General features: G+C 65.5%; 21 protein-coding genes. 6 read left to right on the top strand and 15 right to left on the bottom strand.

Going from position 1 to position 21,373, the window contains the following annotated elements; all coding sequences use genetic code 11:
- Nucleotides 1-55: 55 nt before the first annotated feature.
- Complete coding sequence (locus GGC64_RS22480) at nucleotides 56-874, top strand: polysaccharide deacetylase family protein (RefSeq protein WP_192724718.1); 819 nt, start codon at nucleotides 56-58, stop codon at nucleotides 872-874.
- Nucleotides 875-1,039: 165 nt separating this feature from the next.
- Nucleotides 1,040-1,189, top strand: coding sequence for a hypothetical protein (locus GGC64_RS22475; protein WP_192725282.1), 150 nt, complete (start codon nucleotides 1,040-1,042; stop codon nucleotides 1,187-1,189).
- 73 nt (nucleotides 1,190-1,262) lie between these two features.
- Here GGC64_RS22475 and GGC64_RS22470 read toward each other — a convergent pair whose 3' ends face one another.
- A complete protein-coding gene (locus GGC64_RS22470) occupies nucleotides 1,263-2,150 on the bottom strand; it encodes an LLM class F420-dependent oxidoreductase (protein ID WP_192724717.1) in 888 nt (295 codons plus the stop codon).
- A 60-nt stretch (nucleotides 2,151-2,210) separates the two neighbouring features.
- Between GGC64_RS22470 and GGC64_RS22465 the strand changes: the two genes are divergently transcribed.
- Nucleotides 2,211-2,780: a TIGR03086 family metal-binding protein gene (locus GGC64_RS22465; protein ID WP_192724716.1), complete on the top strand. Its 570-nt coding sequence runs from the start codon at nucleotides 2,211-2,213 to the stop codon at nucleotides 2,778-2,780.
- Nucleotides 2,781-2,783: 3 nt separating this feature from the next.
- Here the strand turns inward: GGC64_RS22465 and GGC64_RS22460 are convergent, their stop codons facing one another.
- Entirely contained in the window at nucleotides 2,784-4,430 is a 1,647-nt protein-coding gene (locus tag GGC64_RS22460; RefSeq protein WP_192724715.1) for a SulP family inorganic anion transporter, read from the bottom strand.
- Complete coding sequence (locus GGC64_RS22455; RefSeq protein WP_192724714.1) at nucleotides 4,427-4,804, bottom strand: metalloregulator ArsR/SmtB family transcription factor; 378 nt, start codon at nucleotides 4,802-4,804, stop codon at nucleotides 4,427-4,429. The genes GGC64_RS22460 and GGC64_RS22455 overlap by 4 nt, the downstream gene beginning before the upstream one ends.
- Before the next feature lie 101 nt (nucleotides 4,805-4,905).
- Between GGC64_RS22455 and GGC64_RS22450 the strand changes: the two genes are divergently transcribed.
- Nucleotides 4,906-5,910: a PHP domain-containing protein gene (locus tag GGC64_RS22450; RefSeq protein WP_192724713.1), complete on the top strand. Its 1,005-nt coding sequence runs from the start codon at nucleotides 4,906-4,908 to the stop codon at nucleotides 5,908-5,910.
- Here the strand turns inward: GGC64_RS22450 and dinB are convergent.
- Together dinB and GGC64_RS22440 are read right to left on the bottom strand one after the other, a co-directional pair.
- Nucleotides 5,907-7,115, bottom strand: coding sequence for a DNA polymerase IV (gene dinB, locus GGC64_RS22445; protein ID WP_192724712.1), 1,209 nt, complete (start codon nucleotides 7,113-7,115; stop codon nucleotides 5,907-5,909). The two genes, GGC64_RS22450 and dinB, sit on opposite strands and share 4 nt — an antisense overlap.
- Nucleotides 7,116-7,139: 24 nt before the next feature.
- Nucleotides 7,140-7,781 (bottom strand): TetR/AcrR family transcriptional regulator, encoded by a 642-nt coding sequence (locus GGC64_RS22440; RefSeq protein ID WP_192724711.1) that lies wholly within the window; start codon nucleotides 7,779-7,781, stop codon nucleotides 7,140-7,142.
- A 77-nt stretch (nucleotides 7,782-7,858) separates the two neighbouring features.
- Between GGC64_RS22440 and GGC64_RS22435 the strand changes: the two genes are divergently transcribed.
- Entirely contained in the window at nucleotides 7,859-9,334 is a 1,476-nt protein-coding gene (locus GGC64_RS22435) for an NAD(P)/FAD-dependent oxidoreductase (protein ID WP_192724710.1), read from the top strand.
- 4 nt (nucleotides 9,335-9,338) lie between these two features.
- On the opposite strand, the gene rraA is transcribed toward GGC64_RS22435, so the two are convergent.
- The 10 genes from rraA to GGC64_RS22385 all read right to left on the bottom strand — a co-directional run bounded on the left by rraA (nucleotide 9,339) and on the right by GGC64_RS22385 (nucleotide 20,147).
- The gene (rraA, locus tag GGC64_RS22430; protein WP_192724709.1) at nucleotides 9,339-9,821 is read right to left on the bottom strand and encodes a ribonuclease E activity regulator RraA; all 483 of its coding nucleotides are present in this window, start codon (nucleotides 9,819-9,821) and stop codon (nucleotides 9,339-9,341) included.
- Nucleotides 9,818-12,658, bottom strand: a complete 2,841-nt coding sequence (locus tag GGC64_RS22425) for an NB-ARC domain-containing protein (RefSeq protein ID WP_192724708.1) — start codon at nucleotides 12,656-12,658, stop codon at nucleotides 9,818-9,820. The genes rraA and GGC64_RS22425 overlap by 4 nt, the downstream gene beginning before the upstream one ends.
- A gap of 3 nt (nucleotides 12,659-12,661) precedes the next feature.
- Nucleotides 12,662-15,460: an adenylate/guanylate cyclase domain-containing protein gene (locus GGC64_RS22420; RefSeq protein WP_192724707.1), complete on the bottom strand. Its 2,799-nt coding sequence runs from the start codon at nucleotides 15,458-15,460 to the stop codon at nucleotides 12,662-12,664.
- A gap of 63 nt (nucleotides 15,461-15,523) precedes the next feature.
- Nucleotides 15,524-16,276 (bottom strand): MerR family transcriptional regulator, encoded by a 753-nt coding sequence (locus GGC64_RS22415; RefSeq protein WP_192724706.1) that lies wholly within the window; start codon nucleotides 16,274-16,276, stop codon nucleotides 15,524-15,526.
- A 65-nt stretch (nucleotides 16,277-16,341) separates the two neighbouring features.
- Nucleotides 16,342-16,830, bottom strand: a complete 489-nt coding sequence (locus tag GGC64_RS22410; protein ID WP_192724705.1) for a hypothetical protein — start codon at nucleotides 16,828-16,830, stop codon at nucleotides 16,342-16,344.
- A gap of 69 nt (nucleotides 16,831-16,899) precedes the next feature.
- A complete protein-coding gene (locus GGC64_RS22405; protein WP_370582254.1) occupies nucleotides 16,900-17,763 on the bottom strand; it encodes a copper resistance D family protein in 864 nt (287 codons plus the stop codon).
- Nucleotides 17,739-18,245, bottom strand: a complete 507-nt coding sequence (locus GGC64_RS22400; RefSeq protein WP_192724704.1) for a copper resistance CopC family protein — start codon at nucleotides 18,243-18,245, stop codon at nucleotides 17,739-17,741. The genes GGC64_RS22405 and GGC64_RS22400 overlap by 25 nt, the downstream gene beginning before the upstream one ends.
- On the bottom strand, nucleotides 18,242-18,910 hold the full coding sequence (locus GGC64_RS22395) for a YcnI family protein (protein ID WP_192724703.1): 669 nt from the start codon (nucleotides 18,908-18,910) through the stop codon (nucleotides 18,242-18,244). The genes GGC64_RS22400 and GGC64_RS22395 overlap by 4 nt, the downstream gene beginning before the upstream one ends.
- A gap of 35 nt (nucleotides 18,911-18,945) precedes the next feature.
- Nucleotides 18,946-19,488 carry a hypothetical protein gene (locus tag GGC64_RS22390; protein ID WP_370582252.1) on the bottom strand — a complete coding sequence of 181 codons (543 nt, stop codon included), beginning with the start codon at nucleotides 19,486-19,488 and terminating at the stop codon, nucleotides 18,946-18,948.
- A gap of 5 nt (nucleotides 19,489-19,493) precedes the next feature.
- Nucleotides 19,494-20,147, bottom strand: coding sequence for a DUF6474 family protein (locus GGC64_RS22385; protein WP_192724702.1), 654 nt, complete (start codon nucleotides 20,145-20,147; stop codon nucleotides 19,494-19,496).
- 210 nt (nucleotides 20,148-20,357) lie between these two features.
- Between GGC64_RS22385 and GGC64_RS22380 the strand changes: the two genes are divergently transcribed.
- Nucleotides 20,358-21,344, top strand: a complete 987-nt coding sequence (locus GGC64_RS22380) for a hypothetical protein (protein WP_192724701.1) — start codon at nucleotides 20,358-20,360, stop codon at nucleotides 21,342-21,344.
- Nucleotides 21,345-21,373 lie beyond the last annotated feature (29 nt).

Here is a 21,373-nt window from a genome sequence, read left to right as displayed (position 1 = left end):
GCGACACGCAGCGGAATGAGCGGCATTTGCGTCGGGTCGCGAGACAGTAGTCCCGATGACTGGCCGCACACCGATCACCTACGCAGGCACCGAGCTAACTCGGCGCCATTTCCTTGCGGGTCTGTCTGTGGCCACCCTGGCCGGAGTTGGACTGGCGCGGTGGACCATCGGCGCGCCGCCACGGCTCGCGCAGGCGGCGACGGCGCCCGTCGCACCTCCGGTGGTGGCGAACAAAATCCCGTTGCCGGGTGGCGGGGCGCTGAGCAGCATCCCCGGGGACGGCGACCTGCTGGCGCTCACGCTGGACGACGGCGTCAACAGCGATGTGGTGCGGGCTTACACGCAGTTCGCCAAGGACACCGGCGTGCGGCTGACGTACTTCGTCAACGGCCGGTACGCGTCATGGACCGACAACCGGGATCTGTTGCGGCCCCTTGTTGAGGCGGGCCAGATCCAGCTCGGCAACCACACCTGGTCGCATCCCGACTTGGCGGCGCTACCCAAAGACCAAGTGGCCGAACAACTTCGGCGCAACCACCAGTTCCTGCTGCGAAACTACGGCGTCGACGCCAGGCCCTACTTTCGGCCGCCGTATGGCAGCCACAACCCGGTTGTCGACGCCGTCGCCGCCGAGCTCGGGTACTTCGTGCCGACAATGTGGTCGGGGTCGTTGGAAGACCAGAACATCATTCCCGAGGACGAGATCGTCAAGATGGCCAACAAGTACTTCAACCCTCAGGCCATCGTGATCGGCCACCTCAACCATGTGCCTGTCACGCACGTTTACGACCAGTTGGTCGACGTGATCAGGTCGCGGAATCTGCGCACCGTCACGCTCAATGACGTGTTCGCGAAACCCGAACAGCAGGCTTGAGACGCTTCCTGTGCGTCGTCACATCTGTCACACCAGTCACTTCAAAAACAGCAGATTATTGATCGGCGTGCCTAGTTCAGTTTGCCGGATACTAGGTATCTAATGACTTGATGAGGGTTTTGCGGTAACGTAAGCCCCCGGTTCAGCTATTGCTAAGTCGCAGGAGTGAGCGCCGTGTACGTCAACCCGCTGTCCCGGTCTCGGGTGAGCCGAATCGCCTGGTCATTGTTCCGTCATCCGCTGAAGTGCCGCGAATTCCCCGCCAAGGCAGAGCGCTTGATCACCGCCGACGAGCTACTTCGTTACGGCGTCTAGCGAATCTGAAGCCCAGTGGTTGCGCCGGCGAGACGGCGTCGGACCCTGTGTTTGCCTAACCGTTATATTATCGTTACCGTCCATTCTCTTTGCTGGTGAGCAAGCCTGAATCCCTGATCGCCTCGGCGAGCGGTTCGAGAACCGTGGGGGTGTGCGGCGTCGGCAGATAGATGATCGCCAGATCCAGCCCTTCTTCACCGAGCGCGGCCGCCTCGGCGATCCCGTGTGCGAAGTCGAGCGGCTTGCCGTGCTCGAGATGGTTGTCGCTCAACCGGATGTGCGAGGACAGCATGATCTCCTTCGGGTCGCGGCCGATGTCCGCACAGTGCGCGGCGAGCACGTCGCGCTTGCGCGCGAACTCCTCCGGCGGGCCGCCCACGAAGTTCCAGTGCTGGGCGTACTTCGCAGTGATGCGCAGCGTCCGCTTTTCGCCGCTGCCGCCAATGCAGATCGGGGGATGGGGCTTCTGCGGCCCCTTTGGCTCGTTGCGAGCATCCTTGAGCTGGTAGAACTTGCCGTCGAAGGTCGTGCTGTCCTTGCTCAGCAGGCTGGTCAGCACTTCACAGGCCTCCTCGAACCGATCGAAGCGCTCCTTGATGCTGCCGAGCTCGATGCCGTAGGCACCGGACTCCTCTTCGTTCCAGCCCGCGCCGATGCCGAGCTCGAGCCGGCCGTTGGACACGATGTCGAGCGCCGAAGCCATGTTCGCGAGAACGGCGGGATGGCGGTAGTGAATGCCGGTCACCAGAACGCCAACGCGAAGGCGTTTGGTGGCCTGCGCGAGCGCCGTCAGGGTGGTCCAGCCCTCCAGGCAGGGACCTGACGAGTCGGAGAAGATCGGATAGAAGTGATCGAAGGTCCAGCCGGACTCGAAAACGTCGATGTCGTCGGCGGCCTGCCAAACGGCGAGCATGTCCGACCAAGTGGTGTTCTGCGGGGAAGTTTTGAATGCGAATCTCACGTGTTTCCAAAGTAGTCGCCGAACCCGATTAATTCCTGGCACCGGTGAGGTCAATAACCCATGATCGATTTCGCCCCGGCCTGTGCACGCACGGCCGACACGCTCAAGAACCTGACCGACGAACAGCTAGCAGGCCCGACGCCGTGCGCGAAGCTGAGCCTGCGAGACCTCGTCGGCCACGTGGGTGGCTTGGCGTTGGCGTTCACCGCCGCCGCCCGCAAGGAGTTCGGCCCGCTCACGGACACCCCGCCGGTCGAGGGAGCGCCGCTGGACGAGGACTGGCGCACCGCGTACCCGCAGCGACTGGCGGAACTGGCTGCAGCATGGCGTGAGCCGGCGTCGTGGGAGGGCATGACGCGCGCCGGTGGCGTCGACTTTCCTGCCGAGGTCGGCGGCATCGTCGCGCTCACCGAGGTCGTCATCCACGGCTGGGACATCGCGGCCGCGACGGGCCAGGACTACGACGTCGACCCGGCCACGTTGCAGGCGGTGCTGCCGCACGTGACGGCCACGGCTGAGCAGGGTCCCGTCGAGGGGTTGTTCGGACCGGCGATGCCGGTCGCCGATGACGCGCCGATGCTCGATCGGGTCATTGCATTGAGCGGACGCGACCCGGTGCGACGCGCCTGACGCTCAGTGCGGCTGGGCGGCGACATGCGTGCGGGCGTGGCTGATCGCGTCGTCGAGCGTGTCGAGCAAGTGGTTCTCGTGCCGGAGCGACTCGAAGACACCCACATTGGTCAAGAGGTTGAGGTGTTCGGGCCGAACGCCCTTGATGATCACCGTGATTCCGCGAGCCTCCAGTTCGGTACAGATCTGCGCCAGTGTGTGAGCGCCCGTGGCATCGAGCATGCCCAGCTGAGACATCCTGATGATCACCACCGACGTTCGTGGATGGTCGGCGTCGACGATCGCGTTCGAGATGCGTTCGGCCACACCGAAGAACATCGCGCCGTCGAGCCGCAGCAACGCGATCTGACCGTCGCCGGGCCGACTCGCCCCCGGGAGTTGCTCGCGCACGACGCTGCTGCGCCGCGCCACACTGCGCAGCGCGAAGAACGCCGCGACGACGAGCCCGATCTCCACGGCTTCGATGAGGTCAAAGCACACCGTGATGACGGCGGTCAGGACAAACGTCAGCGCATCAGAGCGGGTGGAGCACAGTATCTTGCGGATGGTCGACGCCGAGATCATCCGAAACGACGTCACCATGAGCACGCCGGCCAACGCGCACAACGGAATTGCCGACACCGGGGCAGTCGCCAGATACACCACCGCAAGCAGGACGAGCGAATGCACGATTGCCGAAACGCGGGTGCGTGCGCCGGACCGCACGTTGACAGCGGTCCGCGCGATGGCACCCGTCGCGGGCATGCCGCCGAACGCGCCCGACGCCATCGATGCCAGGCCCTGCCCGACCAATTCGCGATCGGGGTCATAGGGGCCGGTGGCCGCCATGGTGGCAGCGACCCGCGCAGACAGCAGTGATTCGATGGCTGCCAGCGCGGCGATCGCGACCGCGGCACCGACGACTGTCCGCAGCGCGCCGAGGTCTACATGCGGCAGCACCGGACTCGGCAGGTGCGACGGCAATTCACCGATGGTGGCAACCGAAACGCCAAACATGACTACGGCCACCGTCACGACGACCACGGCTGTCAACGACTCGGGGATGCTGCGGTGCACACGAGGCAGGACAACCATCAGCACCGCGATAAATGCAACCACCGCAAGGCTTTTCGTGGCGGCAGACCAGTCGGCATGACTGATCGCCTGCCAGGCTGCCGGCAATGTCTTCAGCCCCGCGGGCGCCTCACGGGCGAATGCGGCAGGAACCTGCTGCAAGAAAATGATGGCCGCGATTCCAAGCGTGAAGCCTTCGATGACCGGCCACGGAATGAACGTCACTGCGCGGCCGAGGCCGGTGACGCCCGCGGCAACCACGAGTAGCCCGGCGAGCACGGTTACCAACGCGACACTCCCCAAACCGTGCTGGGCGACGATCGGTGCAAGCACCACGGCCATCGCCCCGGTGGGCCCAGACACCTGCACGTGGGAGCCACCGAAGACAGCGGCCACCAATCCCGCCACGACGGCGGTGATCAGACCGGCCGCAGCGCCCACGCCCGAGCTGATACCGAATGCCAGCGCCAGTGGAAGTGCGACGACGCCAACGGTGACGCCGGCAAGGATGTCGCGCCGCCATGAGCGGGGCAGGTCGGCGTAGTCGCGGCGATGCGGGAGTAGTCGGGCGATGTTGTCTGCGGCGGCTGCGATCACTTGAGGGTTCCCAGCGGGGGCAGCGAGCTGAGTGCCTCGAGTTGGTCGCGTTGAGCACCGAGCGTGTCAGCAAGGAAGGTCCTGGCGATGACCAGAAGCTCAGAGACCTTCGGATGGGCCAGCTCGTAGATCACGGCATTGCCGATGCGCTTGGCACGGACCACGTGGTGGCGTTTGAGGACAGCCAGGTGCTGCGACAACAGGGTGGGCTCGATATCCGTGTCGGCGAGGATCTCGCTGACTGGAGTTGGCCGATCATTGGCCGACAAGATCTCGAGGATGCGGATTCGGGCCGGATGGGCGAGTGCCTTGAACAGGTTCGCCTTGATCTCGTAAAGGGGCTGCTCGGTACTACCTGGAAACTGAGTGGGCACGCGACAACCTAGTGGATTGATGGATTGAAGGAAATCTCAATCCAGTCTAGGGTGAGCAGGCCACGCCAGGCAAACCGGATGCCGAGCGGCACACTGGAGAGATGGATCCAGTACTCGCGCTGCGTCAGATCGCGTACTACAAGGACCGGGCCCGCGAAGATCCGCGTCGCGTGATGGCCTACCGCAACGCCGCCGACATCGTCGAAGGACTGTCCGAAGCGGAGCGCGAGCGACACGGCACCGCCAACAGTTGGCAGTCGTTGCCTGGTATCGGACCGAAGACCGCCAAGGTCATCGCCCAGGCATGGGCCGGTGGCGAACCGGATGTGCTCGTCGAATTGCGTTCGGCGGTAAAGGATCTGGGCGGCGGCGAGCTTCGTGCCGCGCTCAAGGGCGACCTGCATGTGCATTCCAACTGGTCGGACGGCTCGGCGCCGATCGAGGAGATGATGCTCGCCGCCAAGGAGCTGGGGCATGAGTACTGCGCGCTGACCGACCATTCGCCCCGGCTCAAAGTCGCCAACGGCCTGTCGCCGGAGCGGCTGCGTAAGCAGCTCGACGTCATCGACGAACTACGCGACACCGTCGCGCCGATGCGAATCCTGACCGGCATCGAAGTCGACATTCTCGAGGATGGGTCGCTGGACCAGGAACCCGAGTTGTTGGAACGCCTCGACGTGGTGGTGGCAAGTGTGCATTCCAAGCTGTCGATGGATGAGTCGTCGATGACGCGCCGCATGCTCAAGGCGGTGGCCAACCCACACACCGATGTGCTCGGGCACTGCACCGGCCGGCTCGTCACCGGCGGCCGCGGCACCAGGCCGGAGTCGAAGTTCGATGCGGAGAAGGTGTTCACCGCGTGCCGGGACAACGGAACGGCCGTCGAGATCAATTCCCGGCCTGAACGCAGGGACCCGCCGACCAGGCTGTTGAAACTGGCGCTGGACATCGGGTGCCTGTTCTCCATCGACACGGATTCGCATGCGCCCGGGCAGTTGGACTTCCTTGGCTATGGCGCGCAACGCGCGCTCGACGCCGGCGTGCCCACCGAGCGGATCGTCAACACCTGGTCGGCCGACAAGCTGCTGGAGTGGACGACGAGTTAATCAGGTAGGTGCGGCATTTCGAGGCCGGGGTCCCGGCCGAGCAGCACGCCGCGCGTCAGTGCCGTGTTCCCGTAACGCTCCCGCACCTTGTCGACCGCATCGTCGATCGCGACGGTGTCCGCGGATTCCTCGAAAGGCAGCTCCAACTGCTGGGCGCCGTCGCGGTCGATGTTCGACACCGCGAACCCGACGAGTGTCAGACCCCGATCGGCGATCAACGGAGCGGCCGCCGCGACCAAACCGCGGGCGGCTGCCAGGATGACATCCGTCGACGCCGTAGCGCGCGGCATCGTGTGTGAGCGGGTGGCCCGGCCGAAATCGTCAAACCGTAACCGCAACACCACCGTTCGGCCCGTCCGGCCGGCCTTGCGCATGCGGCGGGTGATCCGGTCGACCAGGTTGACGACGACGGCGTCGACCTCCGCCGCCGACATCGTGTTGCCCGCCCGGCCCAGCGCCCGCTGCGCGCCGACCGAACGACGGCGTACACCCGTCACCACGCGGCGACGATCTATGTTGCGCGACAACGCAAACAGCTGACGGCCCATCGCACCGCCGACCATCGCGGCGAGCGTCGACTCGCCCAGTTCGGCGACGTCGGCGACTGTCTCGATGCCGTGTGCGTGCAACTTCTCGGCGGTCTTCGCGCCGACGCCCCAGAGTCGTCGTACCGGCAACGGGTGCAGGAACGCGAGTTCGCGGTCGGGCGGGACGAGCAGCAGTCCGTCGGGCTTGGCCTCTTGGCTGGCGACCTTGGCCAGGAATTTGGTGCGTGCGATGCCGACGGTGATGGGTAAACCGACGCGGTCGCGGACTTCTGCGCGTAAGCGGGCCGCGATTTGAACCGGCGTGCCCGATACCCGCCACAGTCCCGATACGTCGAGGAATGCCTCGTCCACTGAGAGCGGTTCGACCATCGGCGTGGTGTCGCGGAACACCTCGAACACTGCGTCACTTGCTTGCGAATAGGCCGACATCCGCGGCCGGACCACGATCGCGTGCGGGCACAACGCGCGCGCCTGACGGCCACCCATCGCGGTGCGGACGCCGTAGGCCTTCGCCTCGTAGCTGGCCGCCAACACGACACCGCCGCCGACGATCACCGGCTTGCCGCGCAGGGCGGGGTCGTCACGCTGCTCGACCGATGCGTAGAACGAGTCGAGATCGGCGTGCAGGATGGTGGCGCCGGCGCCGGACACGAACATATGTTCGCATTCGGGCCCGACAGGTCAGGGCATCCGGCCGTAGATGCTGGTGATCCAGACGTGCACCAGGGTGTCCAGTGCCGTGTCTTCGACGATCGCCGGCTTCTGGCCGGTGTACGACGCGAACATGGTCCGCTCGTTCATCAGGTTCAGCGCCACGGCGAGGTCTTGGGCAGGCACAGTCTCCGGCGCGGCGCCACGAGCGCGTTCGGCGGTGATGACCGCGGCTGTGCGGTCCACCCATTTCTGCATGAACGTCGACCAGAGTTCGCGGATCTCGGCGTTGGTACCGGTCGCCGCCACACCGGCCAGGGCGACGGCGAGGTGCGCGCGCAGAGGTTCGAAGAAGGCGTAGATGCCTTCGCGCCAGACCCGCGCCGGGTCGAGGGAGTAGTCGTCGGCCCTGCTCTCGAACGTGGCATCAGCCTCGGCGAGCACTCGCTCGAACAGCGTGAGCAGCACCGCGTCCTTCGACGGGAAGTAGAAGTAGAACGTCGGACGCGAGATCCCCGCGCCTCTGGCCAGGTCATCGACGGAGATTTCGGCGAACGACCGGCCTTCCAGCAGTCGCTCCAAGGTGGAGAAGATGGCCAGCTCACGGTCGTCGCCGGACGGCCGGACCGTGCGGCGCCCGCGGGCGGCACGCGGCTGGCTGACGCTGGTCACGGGGTATGACTTTACGCCATGTCGAATTTCTCGACACACTGTTGACTCATTCGACACAGTGTTGATAGCTTTACATCATGACCGAATTTGTCGACGTAGTCATCGTCGGGGCCGGCATCTCCGGCATCAGCGCTGCCTGGCACCTACAGGACCGCTGCCCGGACAAGAGCTATGTGATCCTGGAGCGCCGCGAGAACCCCGGGGGCACCTGGGACCTGTTCAAGTACCCGGGCATCCGCTCGGACTCCGACATGTTCACCCTTGGCTTCCGCTTCAAGCCGTGGACGTCTGAGAAAGCCATCGCCGACGGTCCGTCCATCATGGCGTACCTGAAGGAAACGGTCGCCGAGTACGGCATCGACAAGCACATCCGCTACGGCCAGAAGGTCGTTGGAGCCGACTGGTCCGACGCCGAGAACCGGTGGACCGTTCGCGTCGAACGCGACGGCGAAGAGGTCGAGATCAAGGCCGGCTTCCTGTTCGCGGCGAGCGGCTACTACAACTACGACGAGGGTTACACCCCGGAGTTCGTGGGACGCGACGACTTCGAGGGCACGATCATTCACCCGCAGCACTGGCCTGAGGACCTCGACTACACGGGCAAGAAGATCGTCGTGATCGGCAGCGGCGCCACCGCCGTGACTCTGATTCCGGCCCTTGCCAATTCGGGCGCAGGACATGTGACGATGCTGCAGCGGTCGCCGACGTACATCGGTGCGCTGCCTGACGTCGACCCGTTCACCGTGCGGACCAACAAGGCGCTGCCTACCAAGCCGGCCTACGTGCTGAACCGATGGAAGAGCATCCTCTTCCAGTCCGCGCAGTACAACATCAGCAGGCGTTTCCCGAACTTCATGCGCAAGACGCTGATGACCATGGCGCAGCGGCGCCTGCCCGAAGGCTATGACGTCGAGAAGCACTTCGGTCCCAGTTACAACCCGTGGGATCAGCGTCTCTGCCTGGCGCCCAACGGCGATCTGTTCAAGACGATCCGCTCGGGTAAGGCCGACGTCGTCACCGACACCATCGAGCGTTTCACCAAGACCGGCATCAAGCTGGCCTCTGGCGAAGAGCTGCAGGCCGACATCATCGTTACCGCAACGGGTTTGAACCTTCAGCTGTTCGGCGGTGCCGCGATTTCACGCAACGGGGAGCCGGTCGATCTCAACGAGACCATGGCGTACAAGGGCATGATGCTCACGCATATGCCGAACATGGCGTTCACCATTGGCTACACCAATGCATCGTGGACGCTGAAGGCCGACCTGGTTTCGGAGTTCGTCTGCCGCGTGCTGAACTACATGGACGCCAACGGCTTTGACACCGTCGAGCCGCAGCACCCTGGCAACTCGGTCGACGAGCGGCCGCTGATGGACTTCACGCCGGGCTACGTGCTGCGCGCGCTGGACTACCTGCCGAAGGCCGGTCACGTCGCACCGTGGCGACTCAGGCAGAACTACCTGCTCGACCTGCGCCTGATCCGGCATGGCAGCGTCGACGACGAGGCGTTGGCGTTCACCAAACACCGTGCCGCGGAGCGCGTTTCGGCCTAGCGATTCAGTCTGCGGTGACGACGACAATGCCGTCGTCGTCGCTGTAGGCGATCTCGCCGGGCTTGAACAGTACGCCACCGAACTCGACTGCAACGTCACGTTGGCCCTCGCCGGTCTTGGTGCTCTTGCGGGGATTGGTGCCAAGCGCTTTGATTCCGATCGGCAGTGTGCGCAGCGTCGCCGCATCGCGGACCGCGCCGTTGATGATCAGTCCCGCCCAGCCGTTGTCGACGCCGAGCCCGGCGATCACGTCGCCCACCAGCGCGCTGTGTAGCGACCCGTCGCCGTCGATCACCAGTACACCGCCGTTGCCGGGCTCCGAGAGCACAGACTTCAGAAGCGCGTTGTCCTCGAAGCACCGAACGGTGGTCATCGGACCCGCGAACTGCATCCGGCCGCCGTACTGAGTGAACTGAAGGTCGCAGCTGCGGACGTCGGGGCCGATCTCGTCGACGAGGTCAGCGGTGGGGCGAGGCTCGATGGTCACCGCTCGATGTTAGCGATGGGACCGGTGAGCAGTTTCGGGTCGACGTTGGCCAGGGCGAAGGAGACCGCCTCGTCCAGTCCCATTGCGGCGCCGGTCCGGCGGAGCTCGCGCGCCCGCGCGTCGCCCACCGCCGCCGTCACGATGTCACTGGTTTCACGCAGCATCTGCAGGAGGAAGTTGGTGCTGGTTCCGAACGGCTGCTTGTCTGCTCGACGCGCTGTGTGGGTCGTCGGGTCGGCGCTTCGGAAGGTGGCGAATGCGGCTCCATTCAACAATCCGGCGGCCTCGGGCTGGTCCTCTCCCAGCGCTCGAGCGCACCCCGTGAGGCATGGTGCCGCATGCAGCGGGTTCATGATGCCGCGGAACATGTACATGGCCCGGCCTGCCAGCGCCAGTGTGAGTCGCCAGTCGTGCAGCCGACCGGCGACCAACGCTGCGGTGACGAACGCCGGAGCGATCTCCTCGCCAGGAGTGATGCTGCGTTCAACGCTCTCGTGGAGCAGCGTTCGGGCCTGTTCGGGGTCATGCTCTACGAGTGCAAGAGCAAGGGCATTCAGCGCGATCACAATTGCACCCGACATCTCGTTCTGACGCGCCAACGCCAACGACTTCTCGGCCCGGCCCAGCGCCGCCTCCGGGTCGCCGTTGCCGAGCAGGGCGCTGGTCACGCTGTAGGCAAGATGAATGGCGGCGATTCCCTGGTAGCCGCTGCTCTCGGCAAGCTGCGCTGCGTGGACATAAGCGGCGACCGCATCGTCGTACTCACCGGCTCCCATCGCCTCTTCCGCCCGTACGGTGAGTGCGTCGAGCGCGATCGGTGGTCCTTCTACTGGAGTGGGCATGCGGCTGGCAGCCTCCAGCGCCTGCTGACACAGCTGGTCGGCGCGGGCGTAGTCCCCACTGTCCAGTGCCTCGTACGACGCGACCATCAACGCCCTCGGATACTCCGGATGCGTTGTCGCGCCCGGCATCTGGATCACCCGTGAGGCGGGCACCGAGAACACCTGACCGGTGCGACCAGCCTGGGCGCGATCACGATGAGGATGGTTGGCGACGATCAGGACCGCGTCCTCAACGTCGCCGGCGTCGATGGCATTTGCGAGCCCCGACCGGATGTTGTCGCGTTCGACACCTATCCTTCCGGTCCATGACACCTCGGAATCAACTGCGAGCTTTCTGAAATGGCCTCGCGTGGTCCCCAGACAGAGGTCGGCGTAGAAGCGGGAGTGTCGAGTCCGCACCGTCTGCGTCTCGCCGAACTCGGCGAGCTTCTGCTCTGCGTACTGGCGGATGGTTTCCAGCAGGCGGTACCGCGTTCCTGCCGCGTGGTCCTCGACGATCACCAATGAGCGGGTGACCAGGGCGGTGATCAGATCGAGCGCAGCGTCTCGCTCAACGGGATCGCCACTGCACACCTCCTCGATCGCCTCCAGGGTGCAGCCGCTGGCGAACACGGACAGACGTGCGAGAAGCCGCTGCTCGCTGTAGTCGAGCAACTCATATGACCAGTCTATCGCCGCGCGAAGCGTAGCGTGGCGTCCTACTGCGCCTCGCCGACCGCCCGCGAGAAGGTCAAAGCGACGATCCAGACGCCGCAGAATCTCGTTGGGGCTCAACGCGATAACGCGGGCTGCGGCCAACTCGATCGCGAGTGGCACACCGTCGAGACGTCGGCAGATCTCAACGGCTGCATGTGCATTGTCCTGAGTCAGCGTGAAGTCGGATTTGACCCGTCGAGCCCGTTCGATGAACAAGCTGGCGGCTTCTGTGTGTATCAGCTGATCGATGTCGTCGCCCGGCGCACCGGTACCAAGCGGCGGGAGTGCAATCAGTTGTTCGCCTTCGATTGCCATCCCTTCTCGGCTTGTCGCCAGCACGACCACGCCGGGGCACGACTCTTCGATGCGCGTCACAAGTCGTGATACCGATCCCAGGAGGTGTTCGCAGTTGTCCAGTATCACGAGCACCTGTTTACGGGAGAGGGTTTCGATGAGGCTGTCCTCGAGGGACTGCCCGCTTCGACTGGCGGCATGGAAGACGTCAGATATCACCTCGACGACAGACGACTGCTCGGTCACAGATGCCAACTCGACAAGCCAAACGCCTTCGCGATAGCGGGGTAGTAAATCGGCGGCAACCTGGATTGCCAAGCGTGTCTTGCCAACTCCGCCCACGCCCGTAATCGTTACAACTCGCGATTCGCCGAGCGCGGAAGCGACGCGGGACACCTCGGTCTGGCGTCCGATGAATGAGCTCACCTGGGCGGGCAGATTGCCGGGGAAGGAATCCAAGCCTCGAATAGGTGGGAACTCTTCCCGCCCGATCTGGAAAATCCTGAGGGGTCGGCCAAGGTCACGCAGGCGGTGCTCGCCCAAATCCGTCAGCTCGACGTCATCGGGCAGCGCATCGCCCACCAAGGATTCAGTGGTATTGGAAAGGACGATCTGTCCGCCGTGCGCCGACGACATCAGCCGGGAGCATCGGTTGATCGGCAAGCTGGCATAGCCGGTGTCGTCGACGATGACAGCCTCCGCGGTATGCACCCCGATGCGGGCCTTCAACGGCGTCGCTGTTCGCCAATTCTCTTCTGTGAGAGCTTGTTTGATTGCGATTGCAGCGCATATCGCATCACCGGCTGTCGCGAAGGCGACGGCCATGCCGTCGCCCATCCGCGCGAAGACGAAACCACGGTTCGCCGCGAACGCCTTCTCGAGAATCTCGTCGTGGCGCACCATAGCCGCCTTCATCGCATCGGGTTCCTGTTCCCACATCCGGGTGGAACCCTCGAGATCGGTGAGCAGGAAAGTCACTGTGCCCGAAGGCGGCTGTGCGGTCATCTCTTAGTCCTGAGCCATCGAGATGGGTCCGACGAGAAGCTTCGGATCGATGTGGCTCAGGGCGTAGGACGCGGCTTCGTCCATGGTCATCGCGGCGCCCTGCTCACGCAGCTGCCGTCTTCGCTCCTCACCCAACGCAGCGGTAACGATGTCACCTGCATTGCGCAGCTCCTGATGGAGATAGTTGATGCTGGGGTTGCCGCCTTCTGTGTCTGGCGCGGACTGTCCAGTGCTTCCGTGCTGGTAGGCGGCATAGGCCGCACCCCGCAGCACCCCCGCCACCTCTGGTTCAGCCTCAGCGAGCGCCCGCGCGCATACGGCCAGGCTGGGGGCGGCGGCCATGTATGCCTGCACTCCGCGCCACATCTGCAGGTTCCGAGCTGCAAGCGCCAACGCAATTTCCCACTGATCAAGTCTGGTGGCAACCATTGCGGCCATGATGAAACCCGTCGGTACTTCTTGGCCGGGGGTACTTGAGCGTTCGATGCTCTCGCGAAGAACCGTCTTAGCTCGCAGCGGATTACGCTCTGATAGCGTCATCGCCATCGAGTTGAGGCTGATGACCATGGCGCCCGGCATCCCGGATTGTCTTGCCAGCGCAACAGATTCCTCGGCAGTCGGCTCCAGCTCCTCCGCCGGACTCCCTCCGAGGATCGCACAACTGACCTTGTAGGCCAGGAAGATCGCGGCCATGCCGGGAGATCCATCGCGGTTTGCCAATTCGGCGGCCCTTGAGTATGCCGAGACCGCATCGCCATAGGCACCGCGCCCAAGAAAGATCTGAGCTTGCAGACTGCAGATCTCCATCTCGATCTTCGGACCGTGTATCGCGCCGAGTCTTTTCTCAGCTTCCAGTGCCTGCTCGCACAGCTCGTTCACGCGCTGCCAATCGCCGATCGATTGCGCCTTATACGCCGCCACCACGAGCGCGAAGGGATATGCCGGCTGTTCGGATGCCCCGGGCATGCGGAGCACGGGCGTGACGTCGACTACGGCTATCTCACCGGTTGTCCCCTCCGCCCGGTATTGGATGGGATAGCTGGCCACCAACTCGACGGCCGCTGCTACGTTGCCGGAATGGACCGCCTTCGCCAGGGCGGCGAGAAAGTTGTCCCGCTCGAGCTTGATCTGTCGGGTCCAGACGAGTTGTTCTGGCCCGTGCGTGTTTTCGGCTGCGCGCGCGGAGAGCCGGGTATAGAACGCGGCATGCCGAAGCTGCAACGCATCGGTTTCGCCGTGATCCGCGAGCCGTTCTTCGCCGTATTGGCGAATGGTTTCCAGAAGGCGGTAGCGGGTGCCGACGTCGTTGTCCTCGGCAACCACAAGCGAGCGGGCGACAAGCGCGGCGACCAAGTCCATGACATCGTCACGCTCGACCGGATCTCCACTACAGATCTCTTCGATTGCTTCGAGCGTGCAGCCTCCGGAGAATACCGAGAGGCGCACGAGCAGTCGCTGCTCGGCACAGTTCAATAGGTCGTAGGACCAATCGATCGCGGCCCGCAATGTCGCGTGCCGCTCGATTGCACCCCGGCGTCCACCGGAAAGCACCTCAAATCGGCGGTCGAGCCGGCGCAGCAGTTCGGCCGGACTCAAGGCCATTACGCGTGCGGCCGCCAGTTCGATCGCCAACGGCACACCGTCCAGACGTCGGCAGATATCGACCACTGCGCGCGAGTTATTGGCGGTCAGTGCAAAGTCAGCTTTGACTTGGCGCGCGCGCTCGACGAACAGGCTTATCGCGTCGGTGTGTATCAGCCGGTCGATGTCGTCGTCCGGTTGCCCGGCGTCCAGGGGCGGAAGTGCGAGGATCTGTTCGCCGTCGATCGCGAGTCCTTCGCGGCTGGTAGCCAAGACCGCGATGCCGGGGCACTGCCGTTCTATCCGGCTCACGAGCCTTGCCACCACGCCGAGCACGTGCTCGCAATTGTCCAGGACCAGCAGTGCCTCTTTATGCGCAAACATCTCGAGCAAGGAGTCTTCGACCGGCTGACCAGCGCGGCCGGTGACGCGAAACACCTCAGCGACCGCGTCTACCACCGCCGCCGTGTCGCGAACGGCGGCCAGCTCGATCAGCCACGCACCGTCTCGATGACGGGGCAGTATCTCGGCAGCGACCTGTAATGCCAACCGGGTCTTGCCAACCCCGCCCACGCCGGTGACTGTTACCACCCTGGATGTTTCGAGCGCCGCGCACACTCGGGCTACATCGTCTTGCCGCCCGATGAACGAACTGACCTGTGCGGGAATGTTTCCCGGAAATGCATCGAGGGTGCGTAGCGGTGGGAATTCAGCGTGATCGCCGTAGCGCTTCAATTGAAAGATGCGTGTCGGCCGGCCGAGGTCGCGCAGTCGGTGCTCGCCGAGATCGACCAGTGCCATACCGTCGGGTAACTGACCGCGCATCAGCATCTCGGTGGCTTCCGAAATCAGCGTCTGCCCCCCGTGCCCCGCGGCCATCAACCGCGCGCACCGATTGATCGGCAAGCTCGCATAACCAGTGTCGTCGACGATCACCGCCTCGTCGGTATGCAATCCGACCCGGGCCCGCAACGGGCGCTCGGTACCCCACGGCACCCGCGCCAGGGCCTGCTGAAACGCGATCGCCGCCGAAAGCGCGTCGCGCGCCGTTGCGAATGAAGCCGCCATGCCGTCACCCATCCGCGCGAACACGAATCCGCGGTGCGCCGCAATCGTTTTCTCCAGGATTTCGTCGTGGCGCACCATGGCCGCCTTCATCGCCTCGGGGTCCTTTTCCCACATACGGGTGGACCCTTCGAGGTCGGTGAGAAGAAAGGTCACCGTGCCCGACGGTGGGTGCACCGCCAACTCCCCCCAAACCCGTTGAACTCGGGTTATAGGAGGTTAAGCGTAGCTAGCCACCACGATGTCGTGCAGGAATTGCGCCAGCCCCGGTTCGACGTCGTCGTAATAGCGGGTGAACCGCTCGTCGGCCAGATACATCTGCACCAGATTGCGGTGCATCTCGTCGCCGCAGTCGTAGAAGCGTTCGATCGACGCGCGGTGACGGGCCGCCAGCGCGTTCGCTTCTGCGGATCCCGGTTCGACGCCGTCGCGCTTGGCCCGCGCCAAGTCCGACAGCAGGGCGTCGCCATCGGCCTTGATCGCGATCCAATCCTGCTTGCTGAATTGCGAAACCCGTTGCTGGGATTGCTTCCACGCATCGGTGTCGCCCCAACGCTCTTCGGCTTCGGTGGCGTACTCCTCGCCGAAAGCCGTCGTGCCGAAGATCTCCACCTGTTCCTGCGCGCTCAGCTGGATACCGCTGCGGTGAGCGTTCATCAGTTCCTCCACTGCTTTGATCGTGTGCTGCAGTCGGTCGGCCTGCTCCAGCAGCAATTGGTGTTGGCGCCGCAGATGCTCGACCACGTCCGCACCCGGGTCATCGAGCAGCGCACGGACATCGTCGAGCGGGATCCCGACCGAGCGGTACACCAGCACGAGGTGCAGCCGCTCGATGTCGGCGTCGGTGTATCCGCGGTAACCCGCCTGCGTGCGGACGCTCGGCACCACCAGACCGATGTGGTCGTAGTGATGCAGAGTGCGTACGGAGACACCCGTGAGGGCGGCTACCGCGCCGACAGTGTTGGCGTCCATGACGCCACTATCGACCCTGACGCCGCGTCAGGGTCAAGGAGATTAACCCTCGGAATCGCGCGTGCTCAATTGCTGCTTCCGCGGCGGGACGCCAGCAGCACGACCAGGATCGCCAGCACGCCGGCGGCGATAGCGGCAGCCAGCGGCAGGCGCGACGGCTCTGGACCGATCAACGGCACGGGTGCTGGTCCGGCGACGGGGTTGCTCGCAGTCGATACCGTTGACTTCGCTTGTGCCGCAACCTCTTTGGCGGCCGACGTGAGATCACCGTTGGTGTCCGCCAGTTTCGCGGCGACGGGCGGCGCCTTCTTCGCCGGGGCTTTCTTGGCTGCGGTCTTTTTGGCGGCCTTCTTAGCAGGTGCCTTCTTAGCAGGCGTCTTCTTGGCCGCCTTGGCCGGCGCCTTCTTCGCAGCAGCCTTGGCAGGCGGGGCAGGTGGCGCGGGCGATTCGGTGGCTGGCGGCGCCGGATCAGGGCTGGGCGCCGACGAGGCCGGTTGCTCTGCCGGTATGGCGGCGTCAGGCGTCTCGTCGGGCCGATCCTGCTGGTCTGCCATCTGGCTGCTCCTTTGCGACCGTTACGTCTACCCGGCAGTGGCTCCCATCATGCCAGGCCGGAGATGGCGCTAACCGGTCACGGCCAACGCGGCCGCCAGGGTCAGCGCTACGGCCATGATCGCGACCTCGATCAGTGCCCTGGACCGCGACACCACGGCCGTGGTTCGGTGCGAACGCGCTGCGGGCAGCCATACCGTCCGGTTGCGGTACGCCAGCAGCACGAGCACCACGGTCACCACGACCTTCGCCGACAGCAGCCGCCCATATGCGGTCGTATAAAGCTGACTGGGCGCCCCGAGCGTCACCGCGGCGCCCAGCACCCCACCGACTAGCAGCGCAGCCACACACGCCAGCGACAGCTGCGAGAACCGCGGCAGCACCCGCGCCCACTGACCGCGATGGTCGACTGTGAGCACGAGTGCCGCCAGCGCACCGCACCACACCGCCGCAGCGAGGGTGTGTACGGCCATCGCCAACCCGCCCAGTGCGCTCTCGGACAGGTGGCCGGTGAGCGGACGCGCCGCCAGTCCCGCGGCCGCGATGCCGACGACCGCGACGTTCGTCGCCGCCGAGCGCGGAACCACCACTACGACCACGCACACCAGCGCCGCGGCCACCACGCTGAACAATCCCGACCGCCCCGGTGTGGTGTGCACGGCGAAATCGACCGCGGTGTGCACGCCCAGCCGGGACAGCGGAGTAGCCGCGGCCTGGGCCGCTGCCACCCCCAACCGAAGCAGCTCGGCGAGTAACCAGGCCGCGCCTGCCACGGTCAACGGGCCGGTGGCACGACGGATCAGCTCACCGCGATAGCGGTCGATGTCGAGCATCGGCACCACGGCCAGGCCGAGCGCGACCACCGCGCAGAAGTCGGCAGCCGCCCGCACCAGCGTTGCGGTCAGCGGGGTCACTTCTGCCGTCGCACCGCCCACAGTGCGCCGCCTGCGACGATCAAGCCCGCCGCGACGAAGAACGGCCACACCGGGATGCCGTCATCCGCCGCGCTCGTCGCCGATGCCGACGGCCCTGGTGTGCCGGTGCCGGACACCGTCATCTTGAACGACCACGACCCAGAGACCACGTGCCCGTCGGCGGACGTCACCCGGTAGTTCACCGTGTAGGTGCCGGACGGGCCCAGTGGCCGCACGCCGACGCTGACGACAGCGCCATCGACATGCGGGTCGCCCGTCGACCAGAGGTTGCCGTCGGGACCGACGACCGTCATCGCGGCGAATGACTGCTGCAGCGCCTCGTTGAACGTCGCGCTGACCTTCTCCGGCGCCTTGGTCAGTTCGCTGTTCTCGACTGGGTCGGTGGCCAGGCGGGTCGCATGAGCCGACGCCACACCGGCCCCGGCCATCGCCGCTGCGGTCAGCGAGATGGCCAGGACCAGTGCCGCGAGGAAGCGATTCATGCTCGTCGTCGTACCAGCAGCGCGGTCGCCACCGCAACGGCGGCCAGCGCCAGCGCGCCGCCGGCCAACCATCGTGCGGTGTTGTCGGCGGCAGGAGCCGCAGGCGACCCGTGGGCCGCCTGGGTCATCGGCGTCGGATCGCCATCACCCGCTTCGGACTTGGCGCCTGTCAGCGCGATTTCGGGAGTCGGGTATTCGGGTTCGGCTCCGCCCGCCGGTGTCGGCTGGTCCCACTTCACGACCGTCCCATCCGAATACGTCTGGATGGCCGGGAGGCTGAGTGTGGGGGTGTCGGGCAGCTTCACCGAAATCCGGAACAGCGCGAACTGGTCGGCTGCGATACCCGTTCCTGGCGCGGCAGTCCACGTGACGGAGCGGACGGTGCCCGCGGCCGCGTCGCGGTCCAGCTTGGCGGTCCAGCCCGGCATGGCTTCCGTGCTGGCGGATGCGACGTTGGGCAAAGTAACGCTCAATTGTGTTGTGAGCGCGCCCTTTTCGGACTCGTTGGGCACCTTCAAGGTGACCAACGAATAGGAGCCGGGCGTGGGATTGTCCGCGGTGGCGCGAACGTGGGCGGATGCGGGCGCAGCGGCGGCCAACAGGCCGATGGATACCAGCGCACCGGTGATGAGGGCGCGCGAGGACGCCCGAGTAGTGGATCGCATTCGATTGTGGCTTTCTTGTGTCGTTGGGATGTCGGTCAGCAGTTGCGGCTGACCGGCGGACCCCGGTGCGACATCGAAGCGGCAATCAGAAGTGTGGAGCGCAGTGGCTGATCGGCCTGGCCGACCACTACGACAGGCGGTCCTGCAACCGGCACGGCGACGATCCGAACCGCGACGCGCACTGCGCGTGACACCGCACGGCACAGCCGATCACTCGCGGCGATCAGAAGCGCGCCCGCGCCGATCGCCACTGCATGCGCGGCGAGCATCACCGCGGCAGGTGGACCCGCCACCTCGGGGTGGTGATGCCCGGCGGCACTGAGCATGACGTGACCGATCAGCTGGCCCGCCGCGAGCAAGCCCAGCAGCACCCTGACATCGGCGGCGCGGGAGATCGTCGCCGCGAGAGCGCCGACTGTCGCCGCGAGGACTGCCAACTGCGCGACGACGGCGCCGGTCGGTGCTGTCCCACTGCCAACCGAGTGCGCCGCCACCGCCAGCGCTGCGGTCAGCAGGCCCGCGGCCGAACCGCGAAGGCGCGCAGCGGGATTGCGCACTCTGGAACGGCCGTGAGACACGTCGGTCAGACCAGGCCGAGCCGGGCCATCAGGTCGGCATCGATGCCGTCGAGCTGCTGGGAAATGGCGTCGTGCGCTGCGCGGCGGCGCGACGACGGCATGTTCTCGGCGGCCGTGACCGCCGCTGACAGGTCGCGCAGACGCTCGGTGATCGCCGCGACGAATTGCTTGGTCTCGGCGTCCTTCGGCTTCTTCTCGGCAACCAGGCGCAACGACTGCTCGGCTCCCGCGATCCGCGCCGACAACTCAGCGCCGTGGCCGGAGAACTGGCCGAGCTGGCTCAGCGAAACGCCGAGCCGGTCGGCCTTGCGTTCGTCGAGATAGCCGCGTGCGGCGACGGCGCCACGGTAGAACAGCGGAACGGCGATCGGAGCAAGCAGCCGGGTCACCGTAAGAAGGCGTCGAATTCGGCTGGGGGAGAACAATTTTCCTTCGCGCGCCGCCTTCAGCTGAGTCTCGGCGACCTTGAGTGCGGCCCTGTCGCTCTCGCGCTGGGCCCGCAGTTGCGCCTTGAGGGCCCGCGTTTCGGTCCTGTGCTGGGACTTGATGCGGCGGGCCTCGTTCTTCGCGGCGAGCTTCGCCTCGAGCTTGGCCTTGGCCTTGATCGCGCGTGCTTCGGCCCGGCGGGTGGCACGGGTTTTGCGCTTGAACAGGCTCATCCCGGCGGCCTCCCGGTCATCGTGGCGGGCGAATCATGACAAAAGCAGAAATGGTGCAGCCCAACATTATCGTCCGGGTCATTGGCGGTTTCGGCGTGTCCTCCTCGCGGGTACATTCAACTTGCCAGCGAACCGTTTGCCCTGGCTGTGCGAAGATTGACGGGTCTTGTGAATAGGTGACTGCTGACGCCTTGAAGGGGTGGTGACGAGGTGGGTTCGCGTGTGCACGGCGCCGCGTCGGCCTGCTTCGTCGCTGTAGGGCTTTTCCTGTGTGGCCTGGGCGGGGCGCTGGCAATCGCCGAGCCGTCGTCGCCATCTGATCTGCCGCCCGGTACTCATTCCAACGACGTGCACGACAACGGACCGAAGAGCGACTCCGACGGCAAGGACGGTTCAAAAGCCAGCGCGGAAGAGGATCCGCAGTCCGCCGAGGACAAACCCGGCAACGGCGAGAATCCTGGGAACGGCAACTGCGGCAACGACGGCAGCAACGGGAACGCGCAGCACTGCGGTGGAGGCTCGGAATCGCCGCCGCCCAGCCCGTCGACGACGAAATCCACGGAATCGTCGACGAAGACCACGGAATCGTCGACGAAGACCACGGAATCGTCGACGAAGACCACGACGACAAAGACGACAACGTCGAGCGAGACCACCGGCACAACGTCCACGACAAGTTCCTCGGTGGGCGTGCCTGCGCCGGGTATCGGTGGCGGCGGCGGTGGCGGGGCCGAGGCACCGTCCGGCCGCCCGCAAGTGCCGGCCATGCAGCTGCCACCGGCTTCCGAGCCGTCGGCGATCGACGTGGTTCCCGGCGTCGGAGCGGCGGCCGTCGAGGTTCCGATCCCGCCGATGACGCTGCCGATCATCGTCGCGCCTGCTGCGGGGCTCGGAGCAGGGTCGGCGGGTCTACCGGAGTTGCCAGCAGCTCCGCGTGCCGTTTCTGCCGAGCCACCTGCGGGCCGAGAGCCACTGCCTGCCAATGTGGGCAGCAACGTGGCCGTACCGGCTGCGTCATACCGGGTCGGCTACGCCGATTATTTGCGGAATGCAGGATTGTCCCAGGTAGCGGCCTTGGCAGTGCCCGGCGTAACGGGCATGCTGGTACTCACCGGTGCCGGGGGATGGGTTGGATATCGCCAGGCAAAGGCGGGCCATGCGGTACACACAAACGGCACCGCAAGGTTCGTGAACTGACAACTGCCCGCCTTTTTGGGGCGGGACAG

Origin of the sequence: Mycobacterium sp. OAS707, from assembly GCF_014873705.1 — a bacterium.
Taxonomy (GTDB): Bacteria; Actinomycetota; Actinomycetes; order Mycobacteriales; family Mycobacteriaceae; genus Mycobacterium.
The sequence above is the reverse complement of the archived record's forward strand: the minus strand, read 5'-3'. Positions and strand labels throughout refer to the sequence as shown.

Bases quoted from the DNA above. Each gene is read 5' to 3' on its own strand.
- GGC64_RS22465 (WP_192724716.1), top strand. From the start codon at position 2,211: ATGATCGATTTCGCCCCGGCCTGTGCACGCACGGCCGACACGCTCAAG.
- GGC64_RS22425 (WP_192724708.1), bottom strand. From the start codon at position 12,658: ATGACCGCACAGCCGCCTTCGGGCACAGTGACTTTCCTGCTCACCGAT.
- dinB (WP_192724712.1), bottom strand. From the start codon at position 7,115: ATGTTCGTGTCCGGCGCCGGCGCCACCATCCTGCACGCCGATCTCGAC.
- GGC64_RS22385 (WP_192724702.1), bottom strand. From the start codon at position 20,147: ATGAGCCTGTTCAAGCGCAAAACCCGTGCCACCCGCCGGGCCGAAGCA.
- GGC64_RS22450 (WP_192724713.1), top strand. From the start codon at position 4,906: ATGGATCCAGTACTCGCGCTGCGTCAGATCGCGTACTACAAGGACCGG.
- GGC64_RS22400 (WP_192724704.1), bottom strand. From the start codon at position 18,245: ATGAATCGCTTCCTCGCGGCACTGGTCCTGGCCATCTCGCTGACCGCA.
- GGC64_RS22410 (WP_192724705.1), bottom strand. From the start codon at position 16,830: ATGGCAGACCAGCAGGATCGGCCCGACGAGACGCCTGACGCCGCCATA.
- GGC64_RS22435 (WP_192724710.1), top strand. From the start codon at position 7,859: ATGACCGAATTTGTCGACGTAGTCATCGTCGGGGCCGGCATCTCCGGC.
- GGC64_RS22395 (WP_192724703.1), bottom strand. From the start codon at position 18,910: ATGCGATCCACTACTCGGGCGTCCTCGCGCGCCCTCATCACCGGTGCG.
- GGC64_RS22415 (WP_192724706.1), bottom strand. From the start codon at position 16,276: ATGGACGCCAACACTGTCGGCGCGGTAGCCGCCCTCACGGGTGTCTCC.
- GGC64_RS22480 (WP_192724718.1), top strand. From the start codon at position 56: ATGACTGGCCGCACACCGATCACCTACGCAGGCACCGAGCTAACTCGG.